Origin of the sequence: Pseudoruegeria sp. SK021 (assembly GCF_002119405.1) — a bacterium.
In the GTDB taxonomy this organism is placed as follows: domain Bacteria; phylum Pseudomonadota; class Alphaproteobacteria; order Rhodobacterales; family Rhodobacteraceae; genus Meridianimarinicoccus.
On record NZ_MTBG01000012.1, the window covers coordinates 80981 to 94596 of the forward strand.

At 55.4% G+C, this 13616-nt stretch carries 9 protein-coding genes and 2 pseudogenes; 5 read left to right on the forward strand and 6 right to left on the reverse strand.

Annotation, left to right across the window (positions count from 1 at the left end):
* Nucleotides 1–2 precede the first annotated feature (2 nt).
* A complete protein-coding gene (locus BV911_RS09640) occupies nucleotides 3–533 on the reverse strand; it encodes a DUF721 domain-containing protein (protein WP_086053394.1) in 531 nt (176 codons plus the stop codon).
* A gap of 81 nt (nucleotides 534–614) precedes the next feature.
* On the opposite strand from BV911_RS09640, the gene mutY reads away from it, so the two are divergent.
* Nucleotides 615–1670, forward strand: a complete 1056-nt coding sequence (mutY, locus tag BV911_RS09645; RefSeq protein WP_086053395.1) for an A/G-specific adenine glycosylase — start codon at nucleotides 615–617, stop codon at nucleotides 1668–1670.
* A gap of 192 nt (nucleotides 1671–1862) precedes the next feature.
* Here mutY and BV911_RS09650 read toward each other — a convergent pair whose 3' ends face one another.
* From BV911_RS09650 to BV911_RS09665, 4 genes are read right to left on the reverse strand one after another with little or no spacing between them, the layout of a single operon-like run.
* A complete protein-coding gene (locus tag BV911_RS09650; RefSeq protein WP_168184028.1) occupies nucleotides 1863–3389 on the reverse strand; it encodes a GMC oxidoreductase in 1527 nt (508 codons plus the stop codon).
* A gap of 4 nt (nucleotides 3390–3393) precedes the next feature.
* Nucleotides 3394–4845, reverse strand: a complete 1452-nt coding sequence (locus BV911_RS09655) for a glycosyltransferase family 39 protein (RefSeq protein ID WP_086053397.1) — start codon at nucleotides 4843–4845, stop codon at nucleotides 3394–3396.
* A gap of 1 nt (nucleotide 4846) precedes the next feature.
* Nucleotides 4847–5626 (reverse strand): class I SAM-dependent methyltransferase, encoded by a 780-nt coding sequence (locus tag BV911_RS09660; protein WP_086053398.1) that lies wholly within the window; start codon nucleotides 5624–5626, stop codon nucleotides 4847–4849.
* 38 nt (nucleotides 5627–5664) lie between these two features.
* Nucleotides 5665–6621, reverse strand: coding sequence for an NAD-dependent epimerase/dehydratase family protein (locus BV911_RS09665; protein WP_086053399.1), 957 nt, complete (start codon nucleotides 6619–6621; stop codon nucleotides 5665–5667).
* A 153-nt stretch (nucleotides 6622–6774) separates the two neighbouring features.
* Between BV911_RS09665 and BV911_RS09670 the strand changes: the two genes are divergently transcribed.
* Together BV911_RS09670 and BV911_RS09675 are read left to right on the forward strand one after the other, a co-directional pair.
* Nucleotides 6775–7872, forward strand: coding sequence for an NAD(P)-dependent oxidoreductase (locus tag BV911_RS09670; RefSeq protein WP_086053400.1), 1098 nt, complete (start codon nucleotides 6775–6777; stop codon nucleotides 7870–7872).
* A 70-nt stretch (nucleotides 7873–7942) separates the two neighbouring features.
* Entirely contained in the window at nucleotides 7943–9292 is a 1350-nt protein-coding gene (locus BV911_RS09675; protein ID WP_086053401.1) for a nucleotide sugar dehydrogenase, read from the forward strand.
* Between the two features lie 218 nt (nucleotides 9293–9510).
* Here BV911_RS09675 and BV911_RS09680 read toward each other — a convergent pair.
* A pseudogene (locus tag BV911_RS09680) lies at nucleotides 9511–10397 on the reverse strand (IS110 family transposase); the annotation flags it as partial.
* A 57-nt stretch (nucleotides 10398–10454) separates the two neighbouring features.
* Between BV911_RS09680 and BV911_RS09685 the strand changes: the two are divergent.
* Both BV911_RS09685 and BV911_RS09690 read left to right on the forward strand, forming a co-directional pair.
* Nucleotides 10455–11652 (forward strand): annotated as a pseudogene (locus BV911_RS09685) (IS3 family transposase).
* Between the two features lie 301 nt (nucleotides 11653–11953).
* A complete protein-coding gene (locus BV911_RS09690; RefSeq protein ID WP_086053402.1) occupies nucleotides 11954–13207 on the forward strand; it encodes a glycosyltransferase family 4 protein in 1254 nt (417 codons plus the stop codon).
* Nucleotides 13208–13616: the final 409 nt, after the last annotated feature.

Consider the following 13616-nt stretch of genomic DNA (forward strand, 5'->3'; position numbering starts at 1 on the left):
CCTTAGGTCTTTGATCGAGTGAGAATGCGCGACCCGAGCCCCGCAAGGGCAGCGCGCAGTTCAGGGTCTGCTATGTCATTTGTCGCCGTTTCGGCAACGGCCAATACAGTCGGATCCGGCTGGGCGGCGCGCACCGGTGTCGGTGCTGCCCGGAACGGGCTTTGGCCTTCGCTGAAACCGGTTGGCGCGGTTTGTGTAACGGTAATTCGGGCAACGGCATTGTAGCCATAGCACGCATTGACCCGGTCACGAATACGCGGAAGTTGTGGCTGCAGCATCGGGCCGGCCGCGCCTCGGGCAAGCACCGTCAGGGTCGCCCCCAAGCCCCCACGGCCATAGCCGATCTTCACCGGCAGACAAATCGCGGCTATGTCCTGCCCCACCACTTCTTCCCAATGGGTCAGAAGCCGGGTCACAGCGAAGCCACGCCCTTCGCTTGCCTTGCGAATCTGCGATTGGACAAGGCCGCTGGCTTGGGTAAATCCCTTGCCGCGCCTCGGCTTTTGCTGGTGATATGATGGCCGGTCTGCCATGTCATCCTACCTGACTACTTGCCGCATCCTATCGGAGTGGTCAGCCAAGGCCAGAGGCAGATGCAAAAAGGATCATAACGCTTGCGTGAAAGCCCCGACCCCCTCACCCTTTTGGCGTGGTACGATCGCCATGCCCGGCTTTTGCCGTGGCGCACCCCACCCGCAGCCCGGACGCAGGGCATACAGCCTGATGCCTATCGAGTCTGGCTGTCGGAGATCATGCTGCAACAGACCACCGTGCCAGCCGTCAAAGGCTACTTCGAGCGATTTACGGCCACATGGCCCACCGTCCATGCGCTGGCAGCCGCCGATGATTCTGTTGTCATGGCCGCTTGGGCCGGCCTTGGGTATTACGCCCGAGCACGGAATTTGCTGAAATGTGCACGGCAGGTTGTGCAGAGCTTCGACGGGGTTTTTCCCGCAGATCGAGACCTGTTGCTGACCCTGCCCGGCATTGGTCCTTACACGGCATCCGCAATCGCATCGATTGCCTTCGATCTGCCCGCCACCGTCGTGGACGGCAATGTCGAACGGGTCATGGCGCGGGTTTTCGATATCCACACGCCGTTGCCGAAAGCCAAAGGCGAGCTGACGGCTCTTGCTGGATCTCTCACCCCCACGCAACGGCCCGGCGACTATGCGCAGGCCGTCATGGATCTTGGGGCGACTGTCTGCACCCCGCGCTCACCGTCTTGTGGGCTTTGCCCATGGTCCGAGGCCTGCCTCGGACGCGCCCGAAACACGGCTGTCGATCTTCCGAAAAAAATCAGAAAGCCATCTAAACCCCTGCGTGTCGGAACCGTCTATATCGTCCGAAGATCAGACGGCGCCTGGCTGCTAGAGCAACGCCCTCAAACAGGGTTACTCGGCGGCATGCTGGGTTGGCCCGGCACAAACTGGTCCGAATCGACGCCCCCGGACTGCCCCCCGATCGACGCCGATTGGACGGAAGTATCCACGCAGGTCCGCCACGTGTTCACCCATTTCCAACTTCATCTGGCGGTCCGCATTGCCGATGTCGCGGTGAACGCACGACCAATGCGCGGCACATTCATTCCCGACGAAAGGTTCAATCCTTCGGACCTCCCGACGGTTATGCGAAAAGCCTTTACTCTTTCCCAAGCCGACAGCCCATAGACCTGACCTACCTCCAATCGCCATATAATTTGTCGCCCCATTGGCACCGAAACGGCCACCTATGCCTCCGTTTATAAAAATGACGGTCACAATAGTCTCTCATCCGCGACGTCCCCGAAAACTTCATCACTTACCCAAGGTAGAGGAAGCGTCACGACGATGGGTTAGGAAGTGGCAGGCGGCGGCGACGATTTAGGGTGCAAGTGATCCGATGCGGTGTGCGTTCGCCATGACAGTCAACGTGATCGTGGTCGCCGGAATGCTCGGAAGGACCGAGGCGTCCACCACATGGACACGTTCCAAACCGTGAGGACGGCCAAGTGTGTCTGTTTGTTGGTGATTTGGGGAAGTATCCATCGGGAGGGACCCACCGACATGGAAGCTTGATCCCGGTGCTCCGTCGCGACGTGCGAAAGTCAGCGCTGAGATGCCCGCTTTCGACATGACCTTCGCAATACGCGAGGCGGCACTCTTTAGAAAAAACGGTGTCTCTTTCGCCGGTGATACCCTGGCCAGCAACCGTCCCTCCCGCGTGCGGGAAAGGTGGATTCGGCCAGAGTGATCTGAATGAAGAAATATCTGAGCAACGAGAAGACGCAGGGACAGGTGCTGTAGGAAGGCCGCAGGCAGGTACGCTCCATAATTGGCAGTCAAGTCTCGTGCATAAAATTCGTTCCATGTGTAAATTTGAGCGTGGACCGACCGCTTCGACGGGACAGTCCCTTCCAGCTCCAAAAATACTTGAGGCAAGGTGGTACATGGGGGGTGATCCGGTCGACGGTCCGCACGCCACCGGGTCAGCATCGGCAGGAACGCGTTCTGGCTATCCTTCAGGGTCAGTTCCCGGAAATTTCCGAACTCTGATGCAAGAATAATGCGCGCCGTTTCCAACACACCAGTGGCGACGAACACTCGGGTTCCGGAGATGCTTTCGCCTGTGGAAAGAAATACATTTACACCCTGCAACGTTTCAGAAATGGCCGCGACCGCAGGACCTGATCGATAGGCAAATCCGGGGGTTTGCTTCAGGCGTTCAAGTGTCTGGCACGACGTATAGATATGGCCCCACGGGCATCCGTGCAGGCACATGCCACAGCGCTGGCAGCCTGTTTCAACCGCTTGGCGCGCCGCGCCAACTGTCGTCCCCTGCCGTTCCATCCAATCACGATGGCGACTGAGACGTCGCAGCAACGTTTCGGCCTGAGTGGTTGGTGGAATTTGCCCTATCCCGGTCATATCCACAGACGGAAATAGGCGCGCCAATGCGTCCGACGTTCCTGACATCGGCACAATGTCTGAAATGGACCGGTAGTGCGGCGCAAGGGCCACAGAACTGATCGGCCAATCGCTAATATCGCTGTGTCGAGAGGGTAACATTGCAGCCCCCCACAAATTCGAAAGGCCGCCAGCCGCCCTGGATGCGCGAAGACCAATCGGATCGCCGCCTTCTGAAAACGTAGCCTTTTCCGGCTCCATAGCGAAATCGGATCCGAAACGTCGGACATGACCTGCAGCTCCAAAGAATTGCGGCTTCTGATAGGCGGCGATCCAAGATGGTTCCCAATCCAGAGGCGCGTACTGAGCCAGAACATCGCGTTGATGCGTTGCGTTGTGAGGCAACCGCGCGCCGCAGTCCAACATTGTAACAGCCCGGCCCCTGGCAAGCAGCGCAGTCGCCACCGCGACACCGGAAGGGCCGGAACCGAGAACCAGATCCACCCCCCTAACTCCGGTACAAAACCAAAACCCAGCCATCGCCAAGAGTTCCGGGAAATTCGTGCATCACGGCTAAGTCCCGGTGGCGGTCGAGTTCCATTTGGGGGAGCCCCCGGAACATGCGCTGAGGAAATGCCACGACCACCCATAACGGACCCGCTCCTGCCATCGCGTCAGCATAGCCGTTTTCTGTTTCAATTATTTGCCAATCGGCCCCGAAATGATCGTTGAACACGTGCCCGGCGGGACCGACACCATACACCCTCTCACCAGGACTGCGCCTACTTTCAACATATGAAAAAGCACCGGCCAGATCTTGCTTCGGAGCGGTGAAGTTGCGCAGCGCCAGACTGCCCGATAAAACAATCATCGCGGTTGCTGCACCAAGAAACAACCGCCGCGCCAACGCCGGTCGCTGGACGACAATGATGTGGCAGATTGATCGAAGGCCCACGACGATCAAGATTAACAAAAATCCGATATCGACAAAAAAGAAGCGCGGCCACACCCGCATATTCAGCGCGAGTAAGGTGCCAAGGGTTAATCCGATATGTACGAGAACTAAAAGGCCAAACCAAGGGACAGACCGCCGGGTTGCCAGCCCCCCTGCAACCGCAGACAGCACGACACCAACGGCGGTTCCGGCAACCAAAAAACTCGAGGAGCCGATCGCTGTTCGAATGGCCTCTGCTAACGTCCAGATCGGATTTTGATATTCCTCCATAACGTCGACCGCTGAGGTTTCAGCGACATTGTCCAAGGTTTGCAACATGCTGGGCAAGACCGGCAAATAAATTAAGACCGTCAAGACGCCACCCACCAGATACCCAAGGGCCGGGAATGTGATCATGCTGCGCCTGAACGAACCACCCCAAATCGAAACAGCGACGGCAAGGAGCCAGATCAAACCATGAGCCGCAAAGAGGATCAGACCGGTGAGATGCGTGAACGTTGCAAGGACGAGAGTGATCGCATAGGCCAGCCAGACTCCCACGGCCGGCTGCTTCAAACCGCGCAGAAACAGGATCGTGCCAACCGTGCCCCAGAACGCCAATTCGGTGTAGCCCCGCGCGTTCTGTGAGAACCAGATATGATGATAGGACAAGGCTAAAAGTACCGCTACCAGATGTGCAATCCGGTTGCCGACGACATCATTTGCCAGCCTCCAGACCGCCGCGATAGAGCCCACACCGAAAACCAGCGCCGGCAAGCGCAGGGACCAGTTGTCGTCTCCAAACAGATCGAGGCTGAGCTTTGCTTGCAGGTTGTGCAAATAGTGGTGGTTCATCGAATAGGACTGCATCATATCCGGCCAAGGCATCCGTATGTGACTGTCCAAGGTGAGAATTTCATCATACCAAAGCGGGCCGTTCAGCCCGATAAGACGAAGACATAATGCACCGATCAGGATGATCGCTAGAATGGCGTAGTCGCGTGTGGTTGGCGGTGCTGAAGGCACGCTATGAACCCTTCACTGCGCGCACGAGCACCAGCATCTCGAAATTCGGATCATGCATCGACAACTCCTCAGGGGCGATTTCCGACGCACCGAGACCATGCAAATTGCAGATGCAGGAAAAAACGTTGCCCACCGAGGTCACTTCAACGTTTTCTAACGGGAAAGCAGCACGAAAAAGCCGTCGTTTAGATTGTGTGGTGAAATGCCAGTATTCGCCCCAGTCATCGATGCCTTCCCGCCGGGCAACGCGGGTCATACCATGCGACGTACACAGGACCACTCCGCCCGGTTTCAGGATACGATGAAGCGTGGCAATCGCCTTATCCACTTCAAATATCATCTGAAGCGTTTGGGTGATGATGATGCAATCGAAACTGTTGTCAGGGATATGCGGCGCATCAGTCAGATCCGCGACAATCGTCGCCAGAGGATTGCCATCCACATAACTCAGAACATCCTCTCGCATAACCCGATCTCCGCCGAACTTGCGTGTATAGGCCGGATCGCCCATCTCAAGTGCCCGTCCTTTGATGTCGCTTGCGTGACGTGCAAGAAAGTCTTCGATGTAATAGCGTTCGATGGTCAGAAGATCACGATCCTGCCCAAAAACAGCGCTGATGGGCGACACCCGCCGCAATCCGCCGAAGTCAACGGAGCCGACCGGGACAGATTGGAGTTTGTGCAGACGTTGCTGCTGCCGGATCCACCGTCGTAGATTGAGCGGCAATACAACCGTGGCAGTATCGCGCAGTAGCTTTTCTAGAAAAGCACGGGGTGTCATGACATGTCTACTTTCCCGACCCTGTCGACCGACAGCTACTATTTCTTTTCGGCCATCAAGTCTGCCACGATATGTTTTAATGTTCGACGCGGCCGAAATCCGATGGTCTGTTCAAGCTTGGAGATATCGGGAACTCGGCGCATCATGTCTTCAAATCCGTCTGGATATACGTCCTGATAGGGGATAATCTGGATATTGGATGAAGATTGTGTTTCAGATATAATATAGTCGGCCAGTGCACGAATTGAGATTTCCTGATCGTTTCCAATATTGAAAACTTTACCGTGAGCCTCTGGCGTGGACATTAAGCGGACAAGAGCTTCTACGACATCAAATACATGACCGAAGCAACGAGTCTGTTCACCGGTTCCGTGAACGGTCAACGGCTCACCATCTAACGCGCTTTGAACGAAGCGCGGGACCACCATGCCATAACGCCCTGTCTGGCGCGGCCCGGTGGTGTTGAAAAACCTGAGAATGATCACCGGCAAGCTGCTGTCACGTGCATGCGCGAGAGCCAAAAACTCATCAAGCATCTTCGCGCAAGCATAGGACCAGCGATGGTTCCGCGTCGCGCCAAGAATTAGATCATCATCTTCATTAAACGGAAATTTCGCCGCCTTTCCGTAAACTTCCGAAGTCGATGCCACCAAAGTCAACGTCTTTCCAGGCAATGCAGCATTGAGCACATTTTCGGTACCGGTGATGTTGGTGCGCAAAGATTTACTCGGCTCCTCCATTATAAGTTTGACGCCAACCGCTGCCGCAAGGTGGAATACGACCTCTGCACGCTGCACCAATTGTTCCACCAAGTCGGCATCCAGTACGCTGCCTTCAATGAACTGAAATTCGGTGGCGGAGGCGATCGCGTCGAGGTTGGACCTCTTCCCTGTCGACAAGTCATCCAGAACGGTCACGGCGTGGCCGTCATAAATCAGTCGCTCTGCTAAATGAGAACCGATGAAACCCGCACCGCCGGTAATAAGACACTTCATGCCAGCCTCACAAATGAATACTTGGAGATCCTTAAGCTCTATATGTTAACATGATCTTTCAAGAATTGACGAATGGAGTCAGATAATTAATTTAGATAGTTCTGCTTTACCTGCGAAATCTTTGTTATTTTCGTGTGGAATGGACAGGGAATCATGGATCGATATTGCGAGCCCGAACTGTCAGGGCGACATGTTATCGTGACCGGTGCGTCGGGTTTTATTGGGCGTCAGTTGACCGCCGGACTTTGTCAGTCCGGCGCGATTGTCACGGTGTTGGTGCGAACGAAACATCGCCGCGTGGAACTTGAATCCCTCGGAGCACGGGTCGTGCTTTGCTCTCTGACAGACCAAGCAGGGCTCCTGAAGGCAATGGCGGGATGCAAAACGTTGTTCCATTTCGCCTATGATGTCCGAGCCCCAGCACATGAGAATATCGAGGTTTTCGATTGTGTCATGGCGGCAGCCCGACAAGCGGGAATAACGCAAGTCATTCATGCAAGTTCGGTCGTGGTCTATGATCGGTGGCCGAGCGGCACGATCGACGAAACCAGTCCTATCGGTAGCGCCGGTGGCGGGATGTATCGGCAAGCTAAAATTGCCATGGAACATCGATTGATGCAATCCGGCCTTGCTGTGGCGATTTTACAGCCAACTATCGTTTACGGCCCAGGCAGCACCCTATGGACCGATGCGCCGCTGTTAGCCCTCCGGTGCGGTGGTCTCGTATTGCCAGATCCGGTTGGACTCTGTCCTGCCGTCTATGTGGACGATGTGGTTCAGGCGGCACTGCAGTCCGCCATTATGGTGACCGATCGGCCAGAGCGGTTCGTGATCAGCGGGCCTGACACCTTAACCTGGCGGGACTTTTACCGCGCCTATGCCGCCATGATCGGGACGGGAGACGTGATTTCGACGCCGTTCAACCAAGTATCTGATGCGTTGGGAGGCACCAGAAACACGTCTCACACTGGTCCCGGCTTGGCTGAGAAGTTTAGTGCGCGTCTGCGGAAAGTGTTCGGCCAATCGCGGTTTGAAGCGTTTGTCGGTCTCGTTCGCACGAGGCTGGCAGGACAGAGTCCGACCCTACCAGATCGCGAGAGGTTGGAACTTTACACGGGAAATCCGCAAGTTTCGATTCAGTTGGCGCGTGAGAGATTAAGGTTCACTCCAAATTTCCATCTGAAAGATGGGATCTCTTCAATTTCGAATTACTACAATGATCACCAATCAAGAAATTTTCGAAGTTCTTAATCACTATACGATTCATAATGCGGATGTATGAAATCGGCTTGCGAGCCTATGCAACAGACGGGTAACATTGATGAACGCAGATTTTTCACTGTGCAGCGATTTAAAGCAAAAAATCCAACAGCGCTCAGCCCGTATTTTGACAATTGGCTTGGGCTACGTCGGCTTGCCACTTGCTTTGACGATATCAGAAACTGGCTTTCCCGTCATTGGTTTAGATATAAACAAAAGTCGAGTCTCTAAGATAAACTCCGGCCAAAGAGTGATTTCATATTTTTCGGAATCTCGGATCAGCGACGCTATTGCATCAGGTGGATTTACCGCGACGAGTGACCCGTCAGAGATTTCGCATGCGAACATCGTGCTGATTTGCGTTCCATCACCCCTGTCGCCGACGCGAGAACCGGACTTAAGCTATGTGATCAAGGCCGCCGAATATGTGGCAGCGTGGATTAAACCAGGACAATTGATTGTCGTGGAAAGTACCGTCTGGCCCGGCGCAACAGCCGAGGTCGTTAAACCGATTCTAGAACAAAGGGGCCTCTTGGCGGGCAAGGATTTTTTTCTCGGGTTTTCCCCGGAGCGAGAAGACCCGGGAAATGAGACACACACAACCCGCAACATCCCGAAAATTATTGGTGCGGATGATGCGCATAGCCGGGACCTGCTGGACGCATTCTACTCTCAAATTGTCAGTCAGGCAGTGCCGGTCAGTTCCTGTGCAACGGCTGAGGCAGTCAAACTTGTTGAGAACAGCTTTCGGACCGTTAATATCGCTCTGGTGAATGAATTAAAAGTCGCACTCGGCGCGATGGGGATCGACGTTTGGGAAGTGATTGAAGCTGCCGCGACGAAACCCTTCGGATATATGCCGTTCTATCCCGGGCCAGGTATCGGCGGGGACTGCATCCCGGTATCACCTGTCTATATGTCTTGGCGCGCACGCGATGTTGGCGCATCTGTTCCAATAATAGACTTAGCGCGTTTCAGCAACGATGCCGCGCCAGATGCGCTTGCGGGACGGATCGCATCCGATTTACTGGCGCGCTCGGCGGTGCCGATCCAGGGCGCGAATCTTCTTGTGCTGGGAATATCTTACAAACGCGACATTGAAGACACTAGGGAAAGTCCAGCCTTGGCAATTCTCGATCGCTTAGAGGCAATGGGCGCAATCTGCGATTACCATGATCCCTATTTCCCTGTAATCCCCAAGACACGTGATCACCCATCTTTGTCTGGGCGCCGTTCGATCCCATTGACGGAGTGCGCCCTCAGGGAATATGATTCTGTCATTGTAACGACGGATCATAGCATGGTCGATTACTCCTTGGTGGCACAATTTTCTCACTTAATTTTTGATACGCGAAATGTGTTCCATAAACGTGGAATTGTCGTTGATGGAATCAGACTTGTGAAAATATAACGACTTTCACGACACGGCAATGAGGTCCTTTGGGCACATGCTTCGGTCCGTGGTCAGCGCCTGGCTGCCAACATGATGCTGGTTCAATGCAATTCCGATGCGGCCATCTCATAAGCGTGCTTGACGGATGCCAGCAACGGTCCTGAGCACGACATCATCGGAACCACGTCCCTGCGAGACCTCGAGGGCCTACGGTCAGGCAGGCAACGGGCTGCGGATCAGGTCGTCGGCGCGGCCTCCATTCGGAATATCGTGCCGTCGACCCACATGCAGTTCAGGATAACTGAGAACCGGCGTGCCAACGATACCATGGCCCTTTTCCGGCCCAGACGTTTTACAACCTGAGCGCCCCAGCTTCTTAGCCATGTCCCTCGACCGCGGTTCATCATGACCGTTGCGGCCTGAAACAACGCGCGCCTCAGGTTCACGTCACCTGCCTTGGTTATGCCGCCTGAGACATCGCGCTCGCCAGATTGGTTGCGTGACGGTGTCAGGCCGACCCAGGGGCCAACATTCTTCGAAGAGGTGAAGCGCGCAGGGTCGTCGACCGCAGACCGATAAGTCAGGGCTACAACTGCGCCAACCCCTGGCATCGTCATCAGTCGCACGCAGACCGGGTCGTCTTGAGCCATCTGCCGAACCAGTTTTTCGAGGCTTGCCAGTTCTTGGCGCAGCGACGCCCTGGCACGCAGCATGGGAATTGTCGCCGTCTCGAGCATGGCATTGCCCTCAACGAGTTCCCGAATGCGGTGCCCGAATCTTCCTCGGGAGATCGCCCCGACCTTCAAACTAAAATTCCGCAAGAGCCCCCGCAGTGACATCTCCAGCGCGATCATGTTCTGTTGGATTACCTTGCGAGCGCTCAGAATGGCGCGAACCTCCTGAGCTGAGACCGACTTGCAGTGGACGGGACGGAACCACCCGAGATGGAGCAGACGTGCAATACCTTCTGCATCCCTGCGATCAGTCTTGATGGGCATGGCCTTCAAGGCACCCTTCACCTGCCGTGTTTCCATCAGAACAGATCCAGCCCGACATCTGTCAGCCCACGATGCAGCCACTGTGAAAAGGGGCCAGCCACAAGGCCAAGGGCGCTGACCTGCCCCCCGCGAAATCCCTCAGTCTAATGTAGAGTCTGCCCAACCCTGAAGGAGCAGACGACATGAGGAAAAGCCGTTTCACCGAAGCGCAGATTATCGGGATGATCAAAGAGCAGGAGGCTGGTTTGCCGACGGCGGAGCTGTGTCGGAAGCACGGCCTGAGCCCTGCGACGTTCTACAAACTGAAAGCCAAGTATGGCGGGATGGACCTGTCCGATGCCAAGCGGCTGAAGCAGCTTGAGGATGAGAACGCGAAGCTGAAGCGCTTGGTGGCAGATGTCATGCTGGACAATGTGGTTCTGAAGGATCTCTTGGGAAAGCCCTGACGACACCGATGCAACGGCGGGATGCAGTGCTGCGGGCCATGCGGGATCATCCGATCTCTCAACGCCGGGTCTGCGTCTTGATCGGTGTCGATCCGAAGACCGTGCGGCGCGAGAGGCCGCCCGACAACGCGGAGATCCGTCTCGAAATGAACAAGATTGCTGAAAAGCGGCGCCGGTTCGGCTACCGGCGTATTGGCGTTCTGCTGGAGCGCGTGGGCATGATCATGAACGAAAAGAAGCTTTACCGGATTTACCGGGAAGAGGGCCTGTCAGTGCGCCGCCATAGAGGCCGGAAACGGGCGCGAGGCAGTCGCACACCAATGCCAGTGCCGTCTCGGCCGAACCAGCGTTGGTCGCTGGACTTTCTTTCTGACACCTTCGGGGCTTGCCGGAAGTTCCGCATCCTGGCGGTCAATGACAATTGTTGCCGCAAAAACCTATGCTTGGTTCCTGACACCAGCATCTCCGGTGCTAGGGTCGCACGTGAGTTGGATGCTCTGGTCCGGATCTATGGAAAACCGGCCTGTATAGTTTCTGACAACGGAACGGAGTTCACAAGCAAAGCGATCTTGAAATGGGCGAACGACAACAAGGTCGAATGGCATTACATCGACCCGGGCAAGCCGTAGCAAAACGCCTACATTTTACGCCGGGGGAAACGCCCCACTGGGGCCTTTCCTGTTCCCGTCTCACTTTCAATGGCAGTCTGCGGGACGAATGCCTCAACGCGGAAATCTTCGATTCCTTGGCTGACGCCCGCAGGATCCTGGCGCTCTGGCGCTACGATTACAACAATGTCAGGCCCCACTCATCGCTCGGCAACAAGACCCCGTCCGAAGCGCGCCGAGCGCTTGAGCAATTTGACGGCTCCGCGCCCGGCGCGCTTGCCACACCCGAAATCGACGACGATCAAACCCAAGGACTCTCGTTATGACTGAGGGACGAACGGGGGGCAGGTCAGTTCAGGTTCGTGCGACTGTGCTGAACGGGCTCACAGCCGTAGGAATACCCGTCACCATGACAGCGGGATAATTTTGTTTCAGGAGAAAGAGAAATTTCTGCCGGAGTCACATTTCCGAAACACCGCGTCTGCGGGGCAATACTTTTTAAATCTTTGTCTGAATTCATGACTGCTCATAGGTTCAAAGTGGGCGAACCTTGGTGGTACTTTCGCGGAGGGGTATTGTCGTGTTGCAATATACAGGAGTCAGCTCTTGAAATCCTTGCGTATTATAATGTTCACGACCTTTTACCCCCCATACTCGTTTGGTGGCGATGCCGTTGGAATCCGACGGATGGCACAAGCGCTATGCGCTCGCGGGCACGAGGTGACGGTCGTTCATGATGAAACTGCCTTTCTAAGCCTTGGGGGACAGCTTCCGGCAGAAACCAGGTCGTCTGATCAGATTCGAACGATTGGTTTGCGCAGTCGCACCGGTCCCTTATCCATTCTTATGACTCAGCAAATTGGACGACCCGTTAACCATGCCGCCCGTTTGAAGGAGATTGTAAAGCAGTCTACTTATGACATTGTTTGGCATAATAATATCTCTTTGATCGGCGGGCCGGGCCTAATCGATTATGGAACTGGTCTTCGGGTCTATGAAGCACATGAACATTGGCTCGTTTGCCCGACCCATGTCCTGTGGCGATATGGGCGGGAACTATGCGAGCGTCGCGAGTGTTTTCGTTGCGCGCTGAGTTATCGACGCCCACCTCAACTTTGGCGGACGACCGGATTTCTTGACCGCCAGTTGGATAAGATCGATCTTCTAATTGCGAAGAGCACGTTCAGCCAAGCCAAGCACAGGGAGTTCGGCCTGCGCCACGAAATGGACGTCTTGCCTTACTTCTTGCCGGAGATCGATGTCGATCATGTACGGCCACACCAAGGTCATGGGCGTCCTTATTTTCTGTTTGTAGGGCGTCTGGAGAAAATCAAGGGATTGCAGGATGTTATTCCGGCGATGACCCGGGTCCCCGAGGCTGACTTACTGGTCATTGGAGATGGGGATTATGCAAAAACGCTAAAAGCACAAGCCACGAACAATCCACAGATAAAATTCCTAGGTCGTCTCCATCCTGATGAGTTGACGGCGTATTATCGAGGTGCGCTCGGGCTGATTGTGCCCTCAGTCTGCTATGAAACTTTCGGCATTATCTTGATCGAAAGTTTCCGGATCGGCACACCCGTGATCGCGAGACGCATCGGCCCGTTTCCTGAGATCGTGGAAGCCGCCAACGCTGGCGCGTTGTTCGATACTGAAGACCAACTCGTGTCTGCGATGTTTGCTTTGCTGCGAAATCCAGACCTGAGGGCACTGCAATCGGTCGCTGCCCGGGCCGCATTCCTCACCCGATGGAGCGAGGACGAAGTTTTGACGGCCTATGGCGACGCCTTGGCCCGCGCTGCGCACCGCAAGGGCAACCGAGCACTGGCTTCTGCCCTAGAGGCGGGCAGTTTTCAGAATGGGGCCGGGCGTGTTTAGCCTTGAGTTGGCGCGGCTCCGCAAAATCACCAAGGCAGTCACCGTTCGAATCCAGAGCAGTTGCTGACAGAGTTTATCTGAGTATGTTGAGACTTGGTCGTGTCCAAATTTAGGTCTGGTCTCCTTCGATTAATGTTTGCTATGAGGGAGATAAGAGATGGCAACTAAGTACACCGACGAGTTTCGCCGTGAAGCATTGCGACGGCCCGCGGGCTGATACGTCCGCATTTATTATCGGCGCTGGGGTTCGGTCTTTCGATGGACTCTGATGCACAAATCAGTTGACGAACGGTTCTCCCCTTTCCCGAGACGGATTTATCCCACGGCTGTCGTGACAGGGATGCCAAGGGCGGTGTAGCCGTTCAGGATCGCAATGCGCACCTGAACCTCAGCGACTTGGCGGTCAAAG